Annotated in this window: 25 protein-coding genes; 10 read left to right on the top strand and 15 right to left on the bottom strand. The window is 64.0% G+C overall.

Translation table 11 applies throughout. The annotated features are described in order from the left end of the window. Positions 1 to 64: 64 nt before the first annotated feature. Entirely contained in the window at positions 65 to 772 is a 708-nt protein-coding gene (locus J2X53_RS15050; RefSeq protein WP_349038314.1) for a sugar transferase, read from the top strand. Positions 773 to 839: 67 nt separating this feature from the next. On the opposite strand, the gene J2X53_RS15055 is transcribed toward J2X53_RS15050, so the two are convergent. Beyond that, positions 840 to 2,177 (bottom strand): Wzz/FepE/Etk N-terminal domain-containing protein, encoded by a 1,338-nt coding sequence (locus tag J2X53_RS15055; protein ID WP_349038315.1) that lies wholly within the window; start codon positions 2,175 to 2,177, stop codon positions 840 to 842. 3 nt (positions 2,178 to 2,180) lie between these two features. Continuing rightward, on the bottom strand, positions 2,181 to 3,053 hold the full coding sequence (locus J2X53_RS15060) for a CpsD/CapB family tyrosine-protein kinase (RefSeq protein ID WP_349038316.1): 873 nt from the start codon (positions 3,051 to 3,053) through the stop codon (positions 2,181 to 2,183). Positions 3,054 to 3,394: 341 nt separating this feature from the next. Here J2X53_RS15060 and J2X53_RS15065 point away from each other — a divergent pair, with 341 nt between their 5' ends. Next, positions 3,395 to 4,345, top strand: a complete 951-nt coding sequence (locus J2X53_RS15065; protein WP_349038317.1) for a glycosyltransferase — start codon at positions 3,395 to 3,397, stop codon at positions 4,343 to 4,345. A gap of 2 nt (positions 4,346 to 4,347) precedes the next feature. Here J2X53_RS15065 and J2X53_RS15070 read toward each other — a convergent pair whose 3' ends face one another. From J2X53_RS15070 to pyk, 6 genes are all read right to left on the bottom strand, one after another. Further along, complete coding sequence (locus J2X53_RS15070) at positions 4,348 to 5,130, bottom strand: WecB/TagA/CpsF family glycosyltransferase (protein ID WP_349038318.1); 783 nt, start codon at positions 5,128 to 5,130, stop codon at positions 4,348 to 4,350. A gap of 93 nt (positions 5,131 to 5,223) precedes the next feature. Then, a complete protein-coding gene (gene map / locus J2X53_RS15075) occupies positions 5,224 to 5,976 on the bottom strand; it encodes a type I methionyl aminopeptidase (RefSeq protein WP_349038319.1) in 753 nt (250 codons plus the stop codon). A 209-nt stretch (positions 5,977 to 6,185) separates the two neighbouring features. After that, positions 6,186 to 6,548 (bottom strand): 50S ribosomal protein L20, encoded by a 363-nt coding sequence (gene rplT, locus J2X53_RS15080; RefSeq protein ID WP_118149450.1) that lies wholly within the window; start codon positions 6,546 to 6,548, stop codon positions 6,186 to 6,188. A gap of 12 nt (positions 6,549 to 6,560) precedes the next feature. Beyond that, positions 6,561 to 6,761 (bottom strand): 50S ribosomal protein L35, encoded by a 201-nt coding sequence (gene rpmI, locus J2X53_RS15085; protein ID WP_100196796.1) that lies wholly within the window; start codon positions 6,759 to 6,761, stop codon positions 6,561 to 6,563. A 142-nt stretch (positions 6,762 to 6,903) separates the two neighbouring features. Further along, entirely contained in the window at positions 6,904 to 7,128 is a 225-nt protein-coding gene (locus tag J2X53_RS15090; protein WP_349038320.1) for a hypothetical protein, read from the bottom strand. A gap of 29 nt (positions 7,129 to 7,157) precedes the next feature. Beyond that, positions 7,158 to 8,603, bottom strand: coding sequence for a pyruvate kinase (pyk, locus tag J2X53_RS15095; RefSeq protein ID WP_349038321.1), 1,446 nt, complete (start codon positions 8,601 to 8,603; stop codon positions 7,158 to 7,160). 141 nt (positions 8,604 to 8,744) lie between these two features. On the opposite strand from pyk, the gene J2X53_RS15100 reads away from it, so the two are divergent. From J2X53_RS15100 to J2X53_RS15115, 4 genes are all read left to right on the top strand, one after another. Beyond that, positions 8,745 to 9,488: an N-formylglutamate amidohydrolase gene (locus J2X53_RS15100; protein ID WP_349038322.1), complete on the top strand. Its 744-nt coding sequence runs from the start codon at positions 8,745 to 8,747 to the stop codon at positions 9,486 to 9,488. 162 nt (positions 9,489 to 9,650) lie between these two features. Next, positions 9,651 to 10,553 carry a calcium-binding protein gene (locus tag J2X53_RS15105; protein WP_349038323.1) on the top strand — a complete coding sequence of 301 codons (903 nt, stop codon included), beginning with the start codon at positions 9,651 to 9,653 and terminating at the stop codon, positions 10,551 to 10,553. Between the two features lie 55 nt (positions 10,554 to 10,608). Next, a complete protein-coding gene (locus J2X53_RS15110) occupies positions 10,609 to 10,935 on the top strand; it encodes a DUF1244 domain-containing protein (RefSeq protein ID WP_349038324.1) in 327 nt (108 codons plus the stop codon). 184 nt (positions 10,936 to 11,119) lie between these two features. Beyond that, positions 11,120 to 12,571: a calcium-binding protein gene (locus J2X53_RS15115; protein WP_349038325.1), complete on the top strand. Its 1,452-nt coding sequence runs from the start codon at positions 11,120 to 11,122 to the stop codon at positions 12,569 to 12,571. 38 nt (positions 12,572 to 12,609) lie between these two features. Here the strand turns inward: J2X53_RS15115 and J2X53_RS15120 are convergent, their stop codons facing one another. Together J2X53_RS15120 and J2X53_RS15125 are read right to left on the bottom strand one after the other, a co-directional pair. Continuing rightward, positions 12,610 to 13,470, bottom strand: a complete 861-nt coding sequence (locus J2X53_RS15120) for a D-amino-acid transaminase (RefSeq protein WP_349038326.1) — start codon at positions 13,468 to 13,470, stop codon at positions 12,610 to 12,612. Positions 13,471 to 13,638: 168 nt separating this feature from the next. After that, positions 13,639 to 14,262, bottom strand: a complete 624-nt coding sequence (locus tag J2X53_RS15125) for an isoprenylcysteine carboxylmethyltransferase family protein (RefSeq protein ID WP_349038327.1) — start codon at positions 14,260 to 14,262, stop codon at positions 13,639 to 13,641. Positions 14,263 to 14,448: 186 nt separating this feature from the next. Here J2X53_RS15125 and J2X53_RS15130 point away from each other — a divergent pair, with 186 nt between their 5' ends. From J2X53_RS15130 to J2X53_RS15140, 3 genes are all read left to right on the top strand, one after another. Continuing rightward, positions 14,449 to 15,405, top strand: a complete 957-nt coding sequence (locus J2X53_RS15130; RefSeq protein ID WP_349038328.1) for an L-malyl-CoA/beta-methylmalyl-CoA lyase — start codon at positions 14,449 to 14,451, stop codon at positions 15,403 to 15,405. A gap of 281 nt (positions 15,406 to 15,686) precedes the next feature. Next, positions 15,687 to 16,646 carry an acetyl-CoA carboxylase carboxyltransferase subunit alpha gene (locus tag J2X53_RS15135; protein ID WP_349038329.1) on the top strand — a complete coding sequence of 320 codons (960 nt, stop codon included), beginning with the start codon at positions 15,687 to 15,689 and terminating at the stop codon, positions 16,644 to 16,646. Next, the gene (locus J2X53_RS15140) at positions 16,643 to 16,957 is read left to right on the top strand and encodes a multidrug efflux SMR transporter (protein WP_349038330.1); all 315 of its coding nucleotides are present in this window, start codon (positions 16,643 to 16,645) and stop codon (positions 16,955 to 16,957) included. The genes J2X53_RS15135 and J2X53_RS15140 overlap by 4 nt, the downstream gene beginning before the upstream one ends. A gap of 38 nt (positions 16,958 to 16,995) precedes the next feature. Here the strand turns inward: J2X53_RS15140 and J2X53_RS15145 are convergent, their stop codons facing one another. The 5 genes from J2X53_RS15145 to J2X53_RS15165 all read right to left on the bottom strand — a co-directional run bounded on the left by J2X53_RS15145 (position 16,996) and on the right by J2X53_RS15165 (position 20,729). After that, positions 16,996 to 17,601, bottom strand: a complete 606-nt coding sequence (locus J2X53_RS15145) for a pyridoxamine 5'-phosphate oxidase family protein (RefSeq protein ID WP_349038331.1) — start codon at positions 17,599 to 17,601, stop codon at positions 16,996 to 16,998. Between the two features lie 49 nt (positions 17,602 to 17,650). Continuing rightward, the gene (locus tag J2X53_RS15150) at positions 17,651 to 18,355 is read right to left on the bottom strand and encodes an MgtC/SapB family protein (protein WP_349038332.1); all 705 of its coding nucleotides are present in this window, start codon (positions 18,353 to 18,355) and stop codon (positions 17,651 to 17,653) included. A gap of 81 nt (positions 18,356 to 18,436) precedes the next feature. Then, positions 18,437 to 19,168 carry a lysophospholipid acyltransferase family protein gene (locus tag J2X53_RS15155; RefSeq protein WP_349038436.1) on the bottom strand — a complete coding sequence of 244 codons (732 nt, stop codon included), beginning with the start codon at positions 19,166 to 19,168 and terminating at the stop codon, positions 18,437 to 18,439. Next, the gene (locus J2X53_RS15160; RefSeq protein WP_349038333.1) at positions 19,165 to 20,061 is read right to left on the bottom strand and encodes a cell division protein FtsX; all 897 of its coding nucleotides are present in this window, start codon (positions 20,059 to 20,061) and stop codon (positions 19,165 to 19,167) included. Before J2X53_RS15160 ends, J2X53_RS15155 begins: the two co-directional genes overlap by 4 nt. Continuing rightward, on the bottom strand, positions 20,058 to 20,729 hold the full coding sequence (locus J2X53_RS15165) for an ATP-binding cassette domain-containing protein (RefSeq protein ID WP_349038334.1): 672 nt from the start codon (positions 20,727 to 20,729) through the stop codon (positions 20,058 to 20,060). Before J2X53_RS15165 ends, J2X53_RS15160 begins: the two co-directional genes overlap by 4 nt. A gap of 188 nt (positions 20,730 to 20,917) precedes the next feature. On the opposite strand from J2X53_RS15165, the gene J2X53_RS15170 reads away from it, so the two are divergent. Then, entirely contained in the window at positions 20,918 to 21,745 is an 828-nt protein-coding gene (locus J2X53_RS15170; protein ID WP_349038335.1) for a zinc-ribbon domain-containing protein, read from the top strand. The last annotated feature ends 59 nt before the right edge of the window (positions 21,746 to 21,804 follow it).

Genomic DNA, 21,804 nt, shown 5'->3' on the forward strand with positions numbered 1-21,804 from the left:
GGCAGGGATATATCGGAGTTCAATTGTTGCGGTCTGAGCTACGGGCAACCGGAGGGGCTATTTGATGTCAATTACATTTCCCGAATTTCAGGCCCGGTCTTCAGAACCTGTCAAATCTCCGCCGGATTTCACCGGTCTGCCTTTGTTGCCGCCGGCGCGCCCGTTCGGGTTGTACCGGAACCTGTTCAAACGGGTGCTGGACGTTGCGGCCATCCTTGCGGCTGCACCTGTCGTGCTGCCGGTGGTGGCCGGTCTGGCGGTCTGCGTGGCGCTGGATGGCGGCAGCCCGTTCTACAGTCAGCTGCGTCTGGGCAAGGGCGGCAAGATCTTTCGGATGTGGAAACTCCGGTCAATGGTCCGCGACGCCGATGCGCAGATGGCGGATTTGCTGAGCCGCGATCCGGTCGCGCGGGAGGAATGGAATGCGACACAGAAGCTGCGCAATGACCCGCGGATCACGGGGTTTGGCCAGTTTCTGCGCCGGTCCTCGCTGGACGAGTTGCCGCAGCTGTGGAACGTGCTGACCGGCGACATGAGTCTGGTCGGCCCGCGGCCAATGATGGTGGATCAGAAATCACTGTATCCCGGCACCGCCTATTATGCGCTGCGCCCCGGCATCACCGGATACTGGCAGACCGCTGGCCGCAACCGCACGACCTTTCGGGCTCGCGCGGAATACGACACCGTGTATGAGGAAGGTCTGGCTTTGACCGCGGATCTGAAAATCCTGTGGCGCACGGTCAGCGTGGTGATGAACGGCACCGGCTGCTGACCAGAGCGCCCCGGAAACCAAAAGGCCCGCCCAAGATGGGCGGGCCTTTTGCTTTCCGGTCAACCCCTTACAGCAGCGTGACAAGCACCGCTGCACCCAGCAGCACCGCACCGCCCAAAATCAGCTTGCCCCGCCGACCGGTCATATCGGGCAGGTGACCCGCCTCATTCCCGATCAGCGAACTGATCATCTTGCGCCCCAGCGGTTTGCGGCTGCGACGATGCACTTCGGGGATCGACACAACCGGACGCAGGTTCAGCTCCCGCTCCATCTGCGCGGCGGTGCGGATCACCGGGTTCATCACATCCAGCAGGAAGGCGATCACCAACCCCAAAGCTGCGCTGCCGAATAACCCGGCAATGGCAATCTTTCTTGCCCCCGACCCCAGAGGATAGTCGGGCGTGATCGCCCGTTCCAGCATCGAGAACCGTTCGGTCTGCTGGCGCGAGGCCAGACTTTGCGCGGTTTCTGCCTCGGCCATCCGTTGCGAGACGACGGTGTACTGATCCTGCAACTGCCGCATCTGCCGGTCATAGGCAGACAGTGCCCGTTCAACCTCGGCCGTGTTGCCCAGCGTGGCCTCCAGCGTCGCCTTGCGTTCGGCCAAAGGCGTGCTCTGAGCGGTCAGAACCGACAGCCGCTGGCTGATGTCGTCCAGCCGTCGCCGGTCGGTTGCCCGCTGGGTCTGCAACGCCCTGATCTGCGCCTCTTCGCTGCGCAGGCCGGTGATTTCCTGTTCCAGCGCCCGCAACGAGGTTTCCAGTTCTGCAATCTCATCCTGCCGCGCCTCGCGTACACCCGGCAGGGTGTTGCGGTTCGTGTCGCGATAGGCGGCGATTTCCGCTTCCAATGCGGTAATCTGCGCCCAGATCCGGTTTTCCTGTTCCTTGAAAAAACCGAAACTTGCCTCGGCGGTTGCCCGTTTGCCCTCGGCCCCCATGTCGAGCACGCTTTGTGCCAGATCATTGGCGATGCGCGCGGCATTGTCCGCATGGCCGGCGCGTGCCGTGATGATCATGGCCGACAGCGCACCAGATGGCCCGGTTACACTCTGAAAGCTGACAGAGCGGCGCATCGCAACGAGCCGGTCTTCGACCGACAGGGCGGGGGCATCGGCGAACAGATCGTGCCGTTCGATCAGCGCGATCATGTTGTCACGGGCGGTCAGGCGCTGTTCGATGCTGGTCACCAGTTGCAGCACGTTGACAGGCAGGGCCGGGGCCTGCCCGCCATCGGTCACCATGGGCAGTTCCACCTGCAACACCGCTGTCGCCTCGAACACATCGGGGCGGGTTTTGGCGTACCAGATGGCAAACAGCGTGCCGATCACGCTGACGGCCACGATCAGCCAGAAGCGGCGGCGGATCAGACCCAGCAGATCTTCGACAGTCAGGATCGGACCCATTCCCTAGCCCCGCCCATAGCGCAGACGGCCCAGGCCACGTTCCTGCGCACGGTTCAGCACAACGCCCATCACCGGGATACGGTTCTCGAACAGAGCTTCGCAGGCGCGAATGTCCTTGGCGGTGGTCTGCGTGCCATCCGCCACGATCAGCACGGCATCGACCTTGTCCTTCATCGCCAGCACATCGTCGCTGACCAGCGCCGGCGGCAGGTCCATCACCGTGATTTCAGGGTCAAGCTGCAACTCCATCGCTTCCAGCGCCTGCGCGGTATCGGCGCTGTGCAGGATGTCACCTGCATCAGGCACCGCTTCGCCATTGAACCCGATGGCGAGCGTTCTGCCGACGCGCTGAAACAGCGTTTCCATCGGCTGACTGCCGTTGAGAAAGTCACGCAAGGCCCCGGAGGGAGTCGCCCCGAACAGGGTGTGCAGGTTCGGGCGGCGCAGATCCAGGTCGATCAGCACCGTATGGCTGCCGGGCCGGCGGGCAAGCGCCATCGCAAGATTGGCGGCAGTAAACGACTTTCCGCACCCATGGGTGGGTGAGGTAATGCCGATCCGACGCCAGCCCCGCTCGGCCATCGCCTGCGACACACGGGTGCGCAAAATGTCAAAGGCGGGCCCGGCGAGGCTTTGGTCCGGATTGGTAAACAAACCGTTTCCCGCCAGATGGTCGCCATCCAGGGTGATCGCATTCAGCGATTCCCAGATCCGTGCCGGGTTCAGCAGGGCCAAAGGATAGCTATCGGTAAAGATGTCCCGGTCAAGATCCACTTCCAGCGGATCAGGGTCACGCCCGGCGATGCGGCCGGGGCGGAAGACCGAAACAGACAGGCCACGGTCACGCCGTGATGCGCCATCTCCCTGCTCGGTCATCGGCAAAATTCCCATATCCAGTGCATTGTCAGATGGTAACGCCAAATTATTGTGTCGGGCCATCACCTGGCACGCTCCTGAAAAGCGCAGCGCGGGGGCTGCTTGCCGAAAACAGACCTGCGCGTCAGCAGGCCACGACTCAAGGCTTGTCTGCCGCAATACACATGCCTTTTGGCGCAGTGTGATTGTGCCAGACTCGCCGGACCCCCGTCCAGTTCTGATCTGGTTAGCAGATTATCTTCCTAAATGAAAGGCTTTGCCCCTTTGCGCAGCCTCGCGGGGCATGGCCATTGCCGCCTGTCGGTTCTAGGGTCGGACCGGGACAAACAGGGGCAGCACAGATGACCTTGATCGTGGATGCGGTGGTGATCGGCCGGAATGAGGGCGCGCGGCTGGTGGCCTGTCTGGCCGCGTTGCGCGGACAGGTCCGGCGGGTGGTCTATGTCGACAGCGGGTCCACCGATGCCTCGGTCGCGGCGGCACGGTCGGCGGGGGCAGAGGTGGTGGCGCTTGACATGAGCCTGCCCTTTACCGCCGCACGGGCCCGCAACGCGGGGCTGCTGGCGCTGGCCGAGGCCCCGCCCGATTTCGTGCAACTGGTCGATGGCGATTGCGTTTTGGACCCCGGCTGGATCCCGGCGGCGCTGCGGACGTTTCACGGCAAGCCGAATGCCGTCGTGGTCTGCGGGCGGCGGCGGGAGCGGTTTCCCGAGGCGTCAATTTTCAACAGCATGGCGGACCGGGAGTGGAATACGCCCGTGGGCCCGGCTACGGCTTGCGGGGGCGACGCGCTGATGCGCTTTGCGGCGGTATTGGCAGTTGGCGGCTACCGGGATGATCTGATCGCTGGCGAAGAGCCGGAACTTTGCCTGCGCCTGCGCCGCGCCGGGGGGACGATCTGGCGGATCGATGCCGAGATGACCCTGCATGACGCCGCCCTGCTGCGTTTTGGCCAATGGTGGACCCGGATGGTGCGGTCGGGCCACGCCTTTGCCGAAGGGGCCGACCTGCATGGCGCGGGGCCTGAGCGGTATTGGATGGTTGAAACCCGCCGGGCTTTGCTGTGGGGAGCGGCCGGGCCGGTGATCGTGATCGCGGCGACGCTGATCCATCCGCTGGGCCTGTTGCTGGCGCTGGTCTATCCGGCGCAGATGGCCCGGCTGGCGCGGCGCGGTGGCTGGCGCTGGGGGCTCTTGACCGTGGTCGGGCGCTTTGCCGAGGCGCGGGGTGCGCTGGGCTATCACTTCAACCGGGTGCTGGGGCGGCGGCGGGGGCTGATCGAGTACAAATAGCCTCAGGCCCGGCGCTGGCGCAGGGCCGCAGCGATCTGCTCGGGCAGGATGGCAATGCAGGCGGTGTACCGCGGGATCATGCGGCGCGGGGCCGAGAGGGCGCGCCACAGCCATTCCAGCGCCAGCCTGCGGACCCATGTCGGCGCGCGCACCTGTTGACCGGCGATGAAGTCGAGGCCCGCACCAAAGCCGCAAAACCCGATCTGAGGCGCGTGGCGGCGGCCATAGGCGGCGAACGTCTCCTGCCGGGGGGCGGAGAGCGAAACAATGCACAGCCGCGCCCCGGCGGCCTGCATGGCGTGCAGGGCCGCGTCAGCCTCAAGGCCGGTCGGGTCAAAGCCCATGGCGGGCGCGCCGGTCCAGACCAGCCGCAGCGTGGGGAGTTCGGCGGCAAGCCGGGTGGCGGCCTGTGCCAGCACCTCTGGCGAGGAGCCGTAGAAGGCCACCGGCATGCCCTCATCCGCCGCCAGCTGCAGCAGGGGGCGCAGCAGGTCGGAGCCGGGGACAAGGGCCACGGGGCGGCGGGCGAGGCGGGACAGCCAGACGATGGGGTTGCCATCGGCCACGATCAGATCCTGCGCGGCATAGGTCGCCCGGTAGCTGGTAGAGGCGCGGAGTTTGACCAGATGATCGAGGTTCAGGGTGGCCAGCGAAAAGCCGCGCCCGCCCCGGAACCGGGACCGGATCTCGGCCAGCAGGCTGGGCTGGTCGGGCATGTTCACGGTGATGGTCTGGTCAGGGAAGCGGAACTGCAAGGGCGGACCTTTGGCTTTGGGCTGTAACACAGGGGGAAGATTTCGAAATATAACGATATCAATGCTTTGATGCTGCGGGATTAACCAACTTTTAACACTTCAGCCCAGCATGGACACCCGATCTTACCCCGGCAGCGTCACGATGATCGCGCCGCGTTCGGTGGCAACCACCGTATGCTCATACTGTACCACCCATGCAGGCGGCTGGCTGTAGAGGGTCCAGTCATCATCGCCCTCGGTTTCGGCCCATTTGCCGCCGGTGGACAGGAACGGCTCTACCGTCAGCACCAGCCCCTTGTGCATCCGCCGCCGGTCGCCGCGGCTGGGCCAGGTCGGCACCTCTGCCGGGTCTTCGTGCAGGGCGCGGCCAATGCCATGGCTGGCCAGATTGCGGATCAGCGTATAGCCGCGCGCCGAGGCAAAGCGGCCGATGGCGGTGCCGATCCCGGCGATGGGCTTGTCATGGCCAACCTGCGCGATGCCGATCTGCATCGCGCGCTTGCCATCGCGGCACAGCCGGTCCAGCGCGGGCGGCACGGCTCCAAGGCGAAAGCTGGCGCCGGTATCGGCGAAATACCCGGCTTTGGAGGCGGACACGTCGATGTTGACCAGATCACCGGCGCGCAGAATGCGGTCGCCGGGGATGCCATGGGCGATTTCCTCATTCACGCTGATGCAGGTCGCGCCGGGGAAATCATAGGTCGATTCCGGGGCAGAAACCGCGCCCTCACGGTCAAGATGCGCGCGCCCGATCTGATCAAGCTCGCGCGTGGTCATGCCCGGCTCCATCGCCTGCGCCATGGCCTGCATCGTGTTGGCGACGATGCGGCCAATCACGTGCAGCCCGTCAAGATCGTCCTGTTGGGTGATGGTCATGGGTCTGGTCCGGGAAAAGCGTTGCGCGAAGTGGGTCAGGGCTGTTTAGCACAGCTGGGCGGTGTTGTCCCATAGGGCGGGTTTGACAGAGCGATGGCTGAACCACGGCGATTGGGCGGGCCGGGTGAGGCCGCGGGATGAGGTGACACCCGGGGTGAAACGAAAAAAGCCCCGCTGAGGCGGGGCTTTTGCAATCTGTGGTGGCCAGATCAGGCCAGAGCGGATTTCGCCTGTGCCGCGATGGCGTTGAACGCCTCGGGCTCGTGCACGGCGAGATCGGCGAGAACCTTGCGGTCGACTTCGATGCCGGCTTTGGTCAGGCCGTTGATCAGGCGCGAATAGGTCATTTCCATATCGAACAGACGCACGGCAGCATTGATCCGCTGGATCCACAGGGCGCGGAACTGGCGCTTGCGGACCTTGCGGTCACGGGTCGCATACTGCTGGGCCTTGTCGACGGCCTGCGTGGCGGTGCGGAAGTTGGTCGAGCGGGCGGCGTAGTAACCGGCGGCTTTCTTGATGACCTTGCGGTGACGTGCGTGGGTGACAACACCAGATTTAACGCGGGACATGGGTGTCTCTCCTCAGCGGTCGTAGGGCATGTACTTCTTGACGATCTTGGTGTCCGAAGCGGACAGCAACATCGTGCCAGAAGCATCGCGAATGAACTTGGTCGTACGCTTGATCATGCCGTGACGCTTGCCGGCGACGCCAGCTTTTGCACGACCGGACGCGGTGAAGCTGAAGCGCTTCTTCGCAGCGGATTTGGTCTTCATCTTGGGCATTTCGATCTCCAATCGTCATATGCGCGACTCGGCATGCCTAAGTTGGCCGGCCCCGCAGGCTTTCCAGAACGGCTCCTATAGGGGGGAGGCGCTTTGGGCGCAAGGCAAAAGAGTCGGCGGGCTTGAGTGTCGGGCAAAAGGGTCAGTTCACAAGGCGGCCGATGACGCGGAAAAAGATGTCGGGGATTTCGGCAAGGGCAATGCCACCGGGTTTGTGGCTGAGCGCGATGACGACAAGGGTGCCGCCGATCAGCAGAATGATGGCAGCCGCCCGGGGTGGGCGGCTGTCGGAAAGGGCGGAAAAGATCGCCGGGATAGAGAGGGCCAGAAGCACGACCCCCGTGACGAACATCAGATCAGAGTCCATCGCCACCCCATACACTACCCTGAGTGGATTTACTCAGGATCGGCTTTGTAAATCAACCGCTCATCACAGGGGGCCACGCGCAGGATGTTGGTGGTGCCCTGCACGTTGAACGGCACACCGGCGGTAAGCACGATCTGGTCGGTTTCCGCTGCAAAGCCGTGCTGGCGCGCGGCGCGGACAGCAGAGATGACAGCGCCCTTGAAGCGGTCCTGCTCTTCGGTGATCACGCAATGGGTACCCCAGGTCAGGCAGAGCCTGCGGGCGGTGTCCATCAGCGGGGTCAGCGCGATGATCGGAACGCGGGGGCGTTCGCGCGCGACAAGGCTGACCGTGGTGCCCGATTGCGAGAACACGGCGATGGCCTTGATATCGGCGGATTCCGCGATTTCGCGGGCGGCAGACACGATGCCATCGGCCACGGTGGACCGGGCGACGGTGCGGCTGGCCTCGATGATCTGGCGATAGGTCGGGTCTTTTTCGACCGACATGGCGACGTTGTTCATCGTCGTCACCGCCTCGATCGGGAATTTCCCGGCAGCGGATTCGGCCGACAGCATGATGGCATCAGCACCTTCATAGATGGCGGTGGCGACATCGGACACTTCGGCGCGGGTCGGCATCGGCGATTCGATCATCGATTCCAGCATCTGGGTGGCGACGATCACCGGCTTGGCCGCGGCACGGGCCATGCGGACCAGCCGTTTCTGGATCGGCGGCACCGAATAGACCGGCAGCTCGACACCAAGATCGCCCCGGGCGACCATGATGCCATCAGAGACGGCGAGGATGGCCTCATACGCTTTGACGGCGGCGGGCTTTTCGATTTTCGACAGCACGGCGGCGCGGCCTTTGACCAGCGCTTTGGCCTCGGTCACGTCTTCGGGGCGCTGCACAAAGGACAGGGCAACCCAGTCGACGCCGATGCTGCAGGCGAATTCCAGATCCTTGAGGTCTTTTTGCGACAGCGCGGCCAGTGGCAGCACCACATCAGGCACGTTCACGCCCTTGCGGTTGGAGATCGCGCCGCCGACGGTGACGGTGCAATTGGCGAAATCCGTGCCGCACTCATCGACGATCAGGCGAATCTTGCCGTCATTGACCAGAAGCGATGCGCCGGGTTCCAGGGCCGCAAAAATCTCGGGGTGCGGCAGCTGCACGCGGCTGGCGTCGCCCGGGGTCGGGTCCAGATCAAGGCGGAACTTGTCGCCGTCGGCCAGATCATAGGATTCGTCAGCAAAGGTGCCGACGCGCAGTTTTGGCCCCTGAAGATCGGCCAGAATGGCGATCGGCCGCCCGGTGTCGGCTTCGACCTGCCGGATGATGGCGTGGCGCGCGCGGATATCATCGTGCGTGCCATGGCTCATGTTCAGGCGGAACACATCGGCCCCTGCCTCAAACAAAGCGCGGATCATTTCATAGTCGTTGGATGCGGGCCCCAGAGTGGCCACGATCTTAACATTCCGAAGGCGTCTCATGCCTTGTTCCTTCTTCAGTTATCACTTCGTGGTGGGCCACGGGTGGGAATAGAGCAATCGGATGCCCGGAGCAACTGGCGCGTTAGCGCTAAATGGCCTAATGGCTTAAAAGCACGGTGGGGTAAAGAAAACATGACGGACATGCGCCCGGAAATCAGGCATGAGGCGTTTGAAGTGCTGGGAACCGACCGTCCCGGCCCCTGGCTGGTGACCTGTGATCACGCCACAAACCGGGTACCGGACTGGCTTGGCGGCAGTCTGGGGATCGCGCCCGAGGATATGGCGCGGCACATTGCCTATGATGTGGGCGCGCGCGGTCTGGCGATTGCCTTGGGTGCGGCGCTGAACAGCCCGGTGCTGTGTTCCGATTTCAGCCGGCTGGTGATCGACCCGAACCGGGGCGAGGATGACCCGACGCTGGTGATGAAGCTGTATGACGGCACCATCATTCCCGCCAACCGCCATGTCGGCCCGCCCGAGGTGGAAGAGCGGTTGCAGCGGCTGTACCGGCCCTATCACGCGGCCTATGCGGCGCTGGCGGGGGAGCGGGCGATTCTGGCGATCCATTCCTTTACCCCCTGCCTGAAGGGCCGCGCGCCCCGGCCCTGGCATATCGGCGTGCTGCACAGCCCCGAGGATGAACGGCTGTCGCGGGCAGTGATTGCCGGGTTGCAGGCGGTGCCGGACTGGTGCGTGGGTGACAATGAGCCCTATTCCGGCCATCTGCCGGGCGATGCGATTGACCGGCATGGCTTGCAAAAGGGGCGGCATAATACGCTGATCGAGCTGCGCAATGATCTGATTGTCACCGAGGCGGAGCAGGTCGACTGGGCGGCCCGTCTGGCCCCGGTACTGTCAGCGGCGCTGAGGGCCGTCGCGGGCTGACCACCGGCCCGGCCAGGAGCAGACTGTCGACAATCCGGGTGCCGTCATACCTATTGGTATGACATTTTCATCAATGTTTCAAATTACTTGACCTGCCTGTGTGCGAGCATGCAGATGACGGTAAATTTTGCTTGAAACACCCTCATCGTTGCGGAGCTGTCTGTGGAACTTTTGCTTTTTCTTCCCCTTTTGCTGGTGGGTGGTCTGGTTTTTGGTGGGGGCAGCGACACCGATGACGCCAGTGATGGCGATGACGCACCGGCAGATGCGGCCGAAGAAAGCCAGACCGGAACCTCTGGCGCAGATATTCTGCTGGGCGGCGAAGGGGCTGATCTGATCGACGGGCTGGAGGGCAATGACATCCTTTCCGGTGAGGCCGGGCCTGACAGTCTGACCGGCGGCGCGGGCAACGATATTCTGCTGGGCGGTGCGGGCGATGATGTGCTGTCGGGCGGTACGGGCCGCGATATTCTGATCGGCGGGGCCGGGGATGACCTGTTGAACGGCGGCTTTGGTGCCGATCTGCTGATCGGGTCCAGCGGGTCGGACACGCTGATGGGGGGTGAAGGCAATGATACGCTGATCGGGGTGGAATATGACCTGATCGCGGAAGAGCTTGCAGACGTGGCGGATGAGATCACGGAAGTGGTTGCCAGCACCACAGATGATCCGGCGGCGGGTCAGCTTGCGGCACGGATTGCCGGTGCGGCGGGATCGGGCGATGTGGCAGAGCGCGGCCCTGATCTGCTGGAAGGCGGCGGCGGCGATGATCTGCTGATTGGCGATGATGGCGATACGATGACCGGCGGCGCGGGCACGGATGAGTTCGGCGTGGTCTTCACCTCTGGTGATGATGCCAGCCTTGTCACCGATTTTGACCATCAGACGGAAACGCTGACACTGGTGCTGGATAACCCGGATGCTGCCACCATCCTGATCCGGGCGGATGGCCCCGAGAACAGCGTGGTACTTGTCGATGGTGAGGTGGTGGTCCGGCTGACCGGCCAGTCTGCGGCAGATCTGTCGGCAGACACTTCGTCATGGCTGTTCCTGGAACCGCTGTGACGCTGGCTTGATGCCTTGGCCCGGATCGGACATGCTGTCCGGGCAGGAGGATACCATGACCGAGGACGACCAGACCCGCACCGAACTGGAGGCCGCCGCGTTCCGCGCGCTGATGCAGCATCTGATTGAGAAGCGCCCCGATGTGCAGAACATCGACCTGATGAACCTGGCCGGGTTCTGCCGCAACTGCCTGAGCCGCTGGTATCAGGAAGCGGCGAATGCCCGGGGCATTGAGATGGACAAGGCGCAGGCGCGCGAGATTGTCTATGGGATGCCTTACGCGCAGTGGGTGGCGACGCATCAGGCCCCGGCGGATGCGGACAAGCAGGCGGCCTTTGCCGAGGCTTTTGCGCGGAATGCCGAGCCATCCGACCGGGGCTGACTGTCATTGTCTTCTGACGGCACGCAGTGACCCGCCGGGGCCGCATTGTCCTTGCACTGTCAACAATTGTGGCAATTCGAAGGCAAGTGTTTGACAAGTTTCGGATTTGAGGTGTTGTTCGTTAACTGAAGGTTAACGATTGGCCCATGGCGATTTGCCGGGGGGGCGCGTTAAGGTATTTGAAATGGAACTGCTTTTCCTGCTTCCCATGCTTTTGCTGGCGGGGCTGTTTACCAGTGGCACGGACACCGCAGATGAACCGGCCACTCCGGATGACCCGGACATCCCGGATGACCCGGATCCCACAGATGATCCTGATCTCTTCGAGCAAGGGACCGAAGGGGATGACACCCTGACCGGCACCGACGGGCCCGATCTGATTGATGGTCTGGGAGGTGATGACGTGATCAGCGGCTTGGCGGGCAACGACACGTTGGTGGGGTCCGACGGCGACGACACTCTTTACGGGAGTGGTGGTGCTGATCTGCTTGACGGCGGCGCGGGTGATGACACGCTGATCGGCGGTGGCGATCAGGACAATCTCTTTGGGGGCAGCGGCGATGATCTGGTCCGCGGCGGGACCGGCGACGACAGGATATCTGGCAACGATGGGGCGGATACTCTGTACGGGGGGGCCGGGATCGACACCCTGGGCGGAGGAGACGGCAACGATTCGATACTGGGCGGCGCCGGCAGAGACAGATTGGTTGGCAACGCGGGCGAGGATTTGCTCAGCGGCGGGTCAGGTGGTGACTTCCTGTTCGGTGATGCAGGCGATGACACTTTGTTCGGTGGTTGGGGGAATGACAGGCTGAATGGTGGTTCGGGCAGTGACCTGATGTACGGCGGGCATGGCAACGACACATTGTACGGGGATGAAGGGGATGATCTGCTGGACGGGGGTGCGGGAAATGACCTGTTTCTGTATCCGGAAGTCTATGGCGTGGGTGATCCGCAGCTGTCGCCTCAGTTCGGCAATGACACGATCAACGCAGGGGCAGGCGATGACCGCGTGCTGGTTGAAGGTGGCTTCAGCACAGGGCGTGAGGTCGATCTGGGCGACGGCAATGACAGCTACATCGGCCGGTCGAATCCATACGGTGCCAATGGTGATGTGGTCGGTTTTGGCGCCGATACGATCTATGGCGGCAACGGCAACGATACGATTGACGCGGGCGAAGGCGCGAACGGTTTGTTCGGTGGTGCGGGCGATGACGTTCTGGATGGCACCGAAGCCGCCTATAGCGACGATGCGTCGGTGATTCCGGGCGAAGGTCGGGATACCATCGTCGGCGGGCTGGGGGATGACACCATTCTGGCGGATGATGGCGACAGCGTGACCGGCGGCGAAGGCGCCGATGTGGTCCGGTTGGGCTATTACGACAACCTGTCGGGACTGGGTGGCATCAGTCTGGAATGGCGTGACGATCCGGTTCTGGTGACGGATTTCACCCCCGGCGTGGACCGGATCGAGATCGACATTTCCGGCTCACCCGACGATGCTACGCCCGAACTTGTGCCTGTCGATGGCGGAACGATGATCCGGTTCGGCACCGATGATGTGGCGTTTCTGGCCGGTGTGGCACCCGGTGCGCTGCTGCCATCCAGCATCGTGCTGACGGCACCGATGGCCTGACCCGGCCATCGGCTTGATCTGAAAGGGAGGGCCGCCGTTTACACGGCGGCCTTGCGCATCTCGTCCAGATAGAGCTCGCGCAGGCGCTGGGCGACGGGGCCGGGTTTGCCCGAGCCTACGGGTTTGCCGTCGATTTCCACCACGGGCATGACGAAGATGCTGGCGGCGGTGGAGAAGGCCTCATCCGCGTTTTGCGCCTCCTCAACGGTGAAGGGGCGTTCTTCCACCTCAAACTGCGCCTCGGCGGCGAAGCGCAGGACGGCGACGCGGGTGATGCCGTGCAGGATGTCGGTCGACAGGGCCCGCGTGATGATGCGGTTGCCCTTGACGATATAGGCGTTGTTCGAGGTGCCTTCGGTGACGTTGCCATCCTCGACAAACCAGCTGTCATCGACCCCGGCCTTTTTCGCGGCCATCTTGCCCATCGAGGGGTACAGCAGTTGCACGGTCTTGATGTCGCGACGGTCCCAACGCAAGTCGGGGATCGAGATCACGCGGAAGCCGGTTTTGGCAGCGGGGGCGTCGGCGAGGTTGGGGATGTCTTGGGTAAAGGCCACGATGGTCGGCGGCAGATCGGCGGGCGGGAACACAAAGCTGCGGTCGCCGGGGTTGCCGCGCGTGACTTGCAGATAGATCATGCCCTGATCAATGCTGTTCAGCTTCACCAGCTCGCGGTGCATGGTGATCAGCTCTTCGTCCGAACAGGGGGCGGCCATGTCGAGTTCGGAAAGGCTGCGGTGCAGGCGTTTGATATGGCCGTCAAAGTCGATCAGCTTGCCGTCGAGGACCGACGTGACCTCATACACGCCATCGGCCATCAGAAAGCCCCGGTCAAAGATCGAGACGGTGGCTTCGTGTTCGGGCAGGTATTGGCCGTTGACATAGACGGTGCGGGTCATGGTGCTATCCCCATAGGGCCGGATGCGGCGGGTGGATGCCGTGCTCATCGAACAACAGCGGGTTGTCGCGGGTTTGGGCCAGCGCGAGCGGTCCGTCAAGGTCTGTGAAGGCTGTGCGTTGAGCAAGGATCGTGGCGGGGGTCACGCCAAGACGGTGATTGTGATCCCTCAGAACAGCGGGAAAGTTGGAATCAGGCCGTAGTCTTTGATCATTTCCGATGCTTCGGCGAGCGGAATCAGAGCCAGAAACACCAATGCATCCTGCAGGTTCACCCGGAGCGTGCGGACGTTGAAGGTCACTTCCCCCTCGGTGCGGAACAGGGACGGGCGCGGGATGATCCGGGGCACACGGGCGGCGTAGGCGTCATAGGTCGGGCCAAATTCGGCGCGCAGGAACGCTTCTTCCTTGGAAGCGGTGATGGAGAGGATCGCGAAGAAAAGCGCTGTCATCACCAGTGTCAAAACGATTGACCCAAGCATCATGCCAAAGCCTGCCACGCCAATGGTGGAGAACAGGTAAAGCGGGTGGCGCATCATCGAATAGGGGCCATCCTGCATCACCACCGCATTCTTGCGCGCGCCGATATAAAGCACCGCCCAGAACCGGCCCAGCACGGCAAGGATGATCAGGGCGATGCCCGTCACCTCCATCACCTCGAACACCCAGTGCTGATCCATCCAGACGGATTTTGAGAACAGGATCAGGGGAAGGGCCACCAGAAAAGCGACTCGCAGGGCGGCGATGCGCCGTTTCTGGTTAACGGGCGCATGGGGGACAGTGGCGGTGGACATGGCGTGCATTCCTGTTGCGTGGCTGTCGCGACATGGCTCCTGCAAGGGGTCCACTGTCAAGGGAGGCGCGTTGGCATGGGACAAACTGCGCCAGTTGCTGCATCTGCAAACTGGGGATTGCAGGCTTGCGCGCAATAATCTATCGCTGCGATGCAGAGTCGTGAAATTAACTTGCCGAGGCCCCTGATGAGCTTTCGTGTCCAACCCGCGCCCCCCGCCCGCCCGAACCGCTGCCAGCTGTTCGGCCCCGGATCGCGCCCGGCCTTGTTTGAAAAGATGGCGGCGTCGGCGGCGGATGTGATCAACCTGGATCTGGAAGATTCGGTGGCGCCCGGTGACAAGGATACGGCGCGGGCCAATATCATTGCCGCGATCAATACGGTGGACTGGGGCACGAAAACCCTGTCGGTGCGGATCAACGGCTTGGATACGCCGTTCTGGTATCGCGATGTGGTGGACCTGCTGGAACAGGCGGGCGACCGGCTGGACCAGATCATGATCCCCAAGGTCGGCTGTGCGGCGGATGTCTATGCGGTCGATGCGCTGGTGACGGCGGTGGAGCGGGCGAAGGGGCGCGCAAAGCCGATCAGCTTTGAGGTGATCATCGAAAGCGCCGCCGGGATTGCGCATGTCGAAGAGATTGCCGCCAGCAGCCCGCGCTTGCAGGCGATGAGCCTGGGGGCTGCGGATTTTGCGGCCAGCATGGGCATGCAGACCACCGGGATCGGTGGCACGCAGGAGAATTATTACATGCTGCGCGAAGGGGTCAGGCATTGGTCTGACCCCTGGCATTGGGCGCAGGCGGCGATTGTGGCGGCCTGCCGGACGCATGGCATTTTGCCGGTGGACGGGCCGTTTGGCGACTTTTCCGACGAGGAGGGGTTCCGCGCGCAGGCCTGGCGCTCGGCCACGCTGGGGATGGTGGGCAAATGGGCGATCCACCCCAAGCAGGTGGCGCTGGCCAATGAGGTGTTTACCCCGTCCGAGGCGGCAGTGACCGAAGCGCGCGAGATTCTGGCCGCGATGGAGGCGGCAAAGGCGCGGGGCGAGGGCGCGACGGTCTATAAAGGCCGTCTGGTGGACATCGCCAGCATCAAGCAGGCCGAGGTGGTGGTGCGTCAGGCAGAAATGATTGCCGGATGACGCAGCGTTACACCGGAATCGTTGACAAGCTGCCACAGTCTGGTCAATGGTTCGTTATCAGCGCCTGAAATACTGGCGTTTTGAAAAGAATACCCGCGCTGCGCACCAGGGGAGAGGAGGCCCCCGCGCAGCATCAAGGGGAGGATGCACGCCCCGAACCAGCGGTTCGGGGCGCTGCTGTTTCTGGCGGTCGGTTGCGATTGATGGCGCATTTTCGGCCCCACAGTTGCATTGCCCGGCGGGCAGAGGCATATAGTGCCCTGTCCTTCACGGAGTGCCCGATGAATTACCTTGAGTTTGAAAAACCCCTCGCCGAGATCGAAGGCAAAGCCGAAGAGTTGCGGGCGATGGGGCGCGGCAATCCGGGGATGGATATTGCCAAGGAAGCCGAGGCGCTTGATAAAAAGGCCGAGACGCTTCTGCGCGATCTGTACAAGGATCTGACGCCCTGGCGCAAATGTCTGGTCGCCCGCCACCCGGAGCGGCCGCATTGCAAGGATTACATTGATGCGCTGTTCACCGAGTACACGCCGCTGGCGGGGGACCGGAACTTTGCCGATGACCATGCGGTGATGGGCGGGCTGGCGCGGTTCAACGATTCTCCGGTGATGGTGATCGGCCATGAAAAGGGCAATGACACCAAAAGCCGGATCGAGCGGAATTTCGGCATGGCGCGGCCCGAGGGCTATCGCAAGGCGATCCGGCTGATGGATATGGCGGACCGGTTCCGCCTGCCGGTGATCACGCTGGTGGATACGCCCGGCGCCTATCCCGGCAAGGGCGCGGAAGAGCGCGGGCAGGCCGAGGCGATTGCCCGCAGCACGCAGAAATGTCTGGAAATCGGCGTACCGCTGATTTCCGTGGTGATCGGCGAAGGCGGGTCGGGCGGGGCAGTGGCCTTTGCCACCGCAAACCGCGTCGCCATGCTGGAGCATTCGGTCTATTCGGTGATCTCGCCCGAGGGCTGTGCCAGCATCCTGTGGAAGGATGCCGAAAAGATGCGTGAAGCCGCCGAGGCGTTGCGGCTGACGGCGCAGGATCTGCAAAAGCTGGGCGTGATCGACCGGATCATCAAGGAACCCGTGGGCGGCGCGCAGCGCGGCCGGCGTGAGACGATTGACGCAGTGGGCAAGGGCATCGAGGCGATGCTGAAAGAGCTGTCGGGTAAAAAGCCCGAGGCGCTGATCAAGGATCGCCGGTCCAAGTTCATTGAGATGGGGTCCAAGGGGCTGGCGGCGTGAACCCTTGGATTCTGGTGGCGATCGCCGGTCTGCTGGAAACCGGCTGGGCGATCGGGCTGAAATACTCCAATGGCTTTACCCGTCCGGTACCGACGGGACTGACCCTCATCGGGGCGCTGGCCAGTTTCTGGCTGTTGTCGCTGGCGATGAAAGATCTGCCGGTCGGCACCGCCTATGCGGTCTGGGTCGGCATCGGCACTTTGGGCACGGCCATATTGGCGGTGATGCTGTTCAACGAGCCGGTCAATCTGGTGCGGGTGCTGGGCATCCTGCTGATCCTTGGCGGGATCATCGCGCTGAAACTGGCCTGATCACGGCTGGCCGGGACTGCGGCGGCGCGCCCCTGCCGCTACCACATGGTCGCGGCGGCGCGGGCGGGCCATGCGGCGTCATAGGCAGCGCCGTCGATGTCGCCGCTGGTGATTTCGCGCATCATGTCGCCCACAGTCGGCAGGCCCGCTGACTGGTCGCCCGTTGACCACAGGCCGGAGCGGATCAGGGCGCGGGCGCATTGCGAATAGACTTCGGCCACCGAGATCACGATCACGCTGCGGGGCTGTTTGCCCTCGCGCGCCAAGCGGGCGCAGAGGGCGGGGTCGGCGGTGACGATGGCCGTGCCGTTGACGCGCATGGCATTGGTGCTGCCGGCCACCAGAAACATCAGGCTGACCCGACCATCGCGGACGATGTTGCGCAGGCTGTCGATGCGCTCGTTGCCGCGCCAGTCGGGCAGGGCAAGGGTGCGGTCGTCGAGGATGCAGACCACCGGCCCCTCATCGCCGCGCGGGCTGCCATCGGTGCCCTCTGGCCCGACGGTGGTAAGCACGCAAAAGCGCGACCGCCCGATCCAGGTGCGGTATGCGGTGGTCAGCCGGGGCGTGACCTTGCGCGACGCCGCTTCGCCCGCTGTACCGTAGAGCGCGTGGAGGCTTTCAAGATCGGTGATCGGGGTCATCGGGCATCCTCCGCGGCGGGTTGCAGCGCGCGGGATGGTGATGCAAAGGTCAGTCCACCGGGTCAAGCGAGACTCTTCTTACAAGCGGGTTTTCCTGCAATCCGGCGCACAGGGCATCCAGATCAAGGCCGCTCTTGGGCTGGGTGACAGTTGTGGTCAGCGTGACAGACCGGGCGCTTTGGATCATGGCAATGCTGCCGGGCCGCAGCTGTCGGGCCGAAAGCTGCGCCGCCAGATCGGCACAGCGGTAGCCGGACTGTGCGAGCACGCTGATACGCAGGCTGCTATGGGCGGGCAGCACATATTGCATCACGCGCAGCGCAACGAGTACCGCAAGCACGATCAGGGTGCTGATGGTGGCCAACTCCAGCATGCCCGCGCCATAGACGATGCCAAGCGACGCCGTGACCCAGAGCGAGGCGGCGGTGGTCAGGCCCTGTACCGACAGACCTTCGCGAAAGATCACGCCCGCGCAGAGAAAGCCGATGCCGGTCAGAATCGCATGCGGCATGCGGGACATATCACTGACAATCTGGGTGCCTGCGATCATCGACGTGTCCCAGGAGATCTGGCGCGCCGCGATCAGCATCATCAGGGCAGAGCCAAAGCACACCAGCGTATGGGTGCGCAGCCCCGCCGGTTTGCCCTGCGCCTCACGCTCGGCCCCGATCAGGACACCCGTGATCAGGCTGCCCAGCAAGGGCAGCATCAGGGGGGCGGTGAAAAGGGTGGCGTACAGGCTGTCAAAAGTCATCTTGCAGCAACCCGCTGGGGGCACATCGGGTTCCCAGCGCCGGTGATCCTGTTTGCAGAGAGGGGTAGATCTGAAACTCGGTTATGGCCTGTGAAATCCCGCTTCGATCAGCAAGGCGTCGGAGGTGGTCTCGATGTCCTGCTCAAGCCGTTTCATGAATTGCCCGACCGGCAGACCGGGTTCGATGCGGGGCAGGAAATGCACGACACAGGTGCCGGGCTTGCGCAGGATACCGCGCTTTGGCCAGAACACGCCGATGTTGGTCGCGACCGGCACGCAGGGCTGGCCGAGCTGTTCATACAGCAGGCCCGAGCCCACCTTGTAGGGTTTCACGACGCCGGGGGCGACGCGGGTGCCCTGCGGATAGATCACCAGCTGGCCGGGGTCGGCGGCGGATCTGGCGACATCGGCTTTCATCCGGGCAATCGCAGCCCCGCGTTTGCCGCGATCAACAAACACGCAACCGATACGTTTGGCGTATTGGCCCAGAAACGGGGCATAGATCAGCTCGCGCTTCATGATGAACTTGCCGCGCGGGATGGCGTTGAAGATCACCAGAATGTCGAAAAAACTCTGGTGTTTGGCGGCGACCACCACCTCATCTGTCGGCGGCGTGCCACGCACCTCGACCTTTAACCCCAGCAGGATGCGGGCGGTAAAGATCACCCAGCGGCAATAGGTATGGCAGGCGGCAAAGGCGCCACTGCGCGAGAACAACGCCCAGGGGGCAAAGACTACGGCAATCACTGCCATGGCCAGATACATCTGGATGTTGAACAGCAGCGACAGGGTCCAGCGGACGGCAAGCATCAGGTCAGCCCTTTCAGGGTGCGGAAGGCGGCGGTGCGGGTGGCGGCAAAGGCCACAACGGCGGTGAGTGGGGGCAACAGCAGCGGCAAAAGCCAGCCTGCGCCCTGAAACCCGAGGCCGGTGAGAAAAGCCCCGGCCTCATCGGCGCTGGGCAGCAACGCCACGCCGATCATGGCGATCCCGGTGCCGATCGTGGCCCCGGTCAGCGCGCGCAGGGTGAAACGGCGGACAAAGGCGCGCACGATATAAGCATCCTTGGCCCCCACCAGCCGCAACACGCGGATCACGGGCAGGTTGGCCGACAGGGCGGCATTGGCGGCCAGCGTGATCATCGCGGCGGTGGACCCGGCAATCAGGATCAGCGACAGCGCGCCCAGCAGGCGCAAACGCTCGGCCGCTTGCGCCATTGGCCGACGCCAGCGGGTGTGATCGTCCAGCACCGCGCCGGGGGCCTCGGCCGCCAGACGCAGGCGCAGGCCCTGACTGTCGTAGCCCGGCGAGGCTTCGGTCAGCTCGATCAGACGCGGCAGCGGCAGGGCATCGACCGGCAGGTCGGGGCCGAACCACGGCTCCAGCAGGGCGCGCTGTTCCTCGGTGTCGAGCGCGCGGGCAGAGGCGATGCCGGGCGTGGTGGACAACAGCGCGAGGACAGCGGCGACCTGGGTATCCAGCTGCTCCGGCGGGGCAGAGATGCGGATGGTGGCGGTGCCGGCAAGGGCCGAGGCCCAGCGGTCGGCCAGCCGCCCGGAGGCCAGCGACAGGGCGAGGGCAAAGACCGCCAGAAAGGCCATTGCGCCCGCAGTGAACAGCGTCAGCTGCGCGGTGAAGCCCGAGGGCGGCACCACGCGGTCAGCCTGCCGGTCGGGAGCCAGAAGCGCGGGGAGGGTGAATTTCACAGATCGGCCCCCGCAAGCTGTATCCGCCGGTTCTGGATGCGCAGCACCCGCGCCGCCAGCTGCGATTTCGCCTGCCGGATCAGGTTCATGTCATGGGTGGCGACCAGAATGGTCTTGCCCATCCGGCTGAGCTCGACCAGCAGGGTCAGCAGGCGCAGCGACATTTCCCAATCCAGGTTGCCGGTGGGTTCATCGGCGAGGATGACATCGGGCGACATGATGATGGCGCGGGCAAGGGCGGCGCGCTGACGCTCGCCCCCGGAAAGCTGTGGCGGCAGCGCATCGGCCAGTTTGCCAAGGCCCACCCAGTCGAGCAGCGCGGTCAGATCCTGAGTGTCGCCTTTGCGGCCGGCAACGGTCAGCGGCAAGGTGACATTGGTGGCAAGCGGCAGATGGTCAAGGAACTGGCAATCCTGATGCACCACGCCGATGCGACGGCGCGACAGGGCGACATCATCGCGTGACATCACGCGTGCGTCGCGGTCAAAGATCGTGACCCGGCCTGCCGTGGGGCGCAGCTCGGCATAGGCGAGCTTGAGGAACGTCGATTTGCCCGCCCCCGAAGGCCCGGTCAGGAAATGGAACGACCCCGGCGCAAGGCGCAGGGTGACATCCGAGAGCAGTTCGCCCCCGCCGTAGTTGAAACCTACATTCTCGAACGCGATCACTCAGTCGTCCCCTTTGGCCGTGCCGGTGGCACTGTACTGGCGCTGTGGCAGAATTGCGCAAAGTGTCGGCGGATACAATGACAGCCAGAGCACCAGTGTTGCGAAAACAGCCACAAACTCTTGGCCTTGGGCGGGTTCGTTGCTAGTGTCCGGTGAAAATCCGGGAGAACCGGGAAAGGGTATGCGCTATGCGCCTGATCTGTCCGAATTGTGACGCCCAGTATGAGGTCGATGACGGTGCCATTCCGGACGCCGGGCGCGACGTGCAATGTTCCAACTGTGGCCACGCGTGGTTTCAGACCCGCGAACCCGTGGCCGAAGATCTGAGCGACGATCTGTACCGCGAGCCGGAGCCGGTGGCCGAAGTGCCCGCCGCTGTGGCGCAGACAGATGCGGAAGACGAGGAAGATGAGGCGCCGATGGCTGCGCCTCCGGGCAGGGCTGTGCCGGTGCAGCGGGCACTGGATGACAGCGTGCTGGCGATCCTGCGCGAAGAGGCTGAACGCGAGATGGCGGCCCGCAAGGCCGAAGCCACCGGGATAGAGATGCAGGGCGACCTTGGCCTGCCGCCGCCGGTGTCGCCGGTCGTGGGGTCTGCGGCGGCGGCTGCGGCCGCCTCGGCTGCGGCGCGGACCGACACCGACAAGCGGATCGCGACGATGAAGGGCGTGCCGGGGGTACCGCCACGCGCTGCGGCGCGGCGGGATCTGTTGCCCGATATCGAAGAAATCAATTCCAGCCTGCGGCCCAATGACATGGCGGCCAGTCTGGTGGAGTCGGCGGTGCCCAGACCGGCCGCGTCTGCGTCGGGGTTCCGGTCGGGCTTTGCGCTGGTGCTGATTTTGGCAGCGGTGGCGGTGCTGATCTATGTGATGGCGCCACAGATCTCGTCGCAGATTCCGGGCACGGCGGATGCGATGGCGTCTTATGTGGGGGCGGTCGACGGGTTGCGGCTGTCGGTGGACGCGCTGATGCAGCGGGCAACCGGGGCGGTGAACGGCCTGACCGGGGGCTGAGCCTTTTTGTCTGGCAGGAGCGTCTGCTGCGCGTGACGCGGCGTTGCGGGTGACAAGCT

This window comes from Pseudotabrizicola sp. 4114 (assembly GCF_031457365.1).
Classification (GTDB): domain Bacteria; phylum Pseudomonadota; class Alphaproteobacteria; order Rhodobacterales; family Rhodobacteraceae; genus Pseudotabrizicola.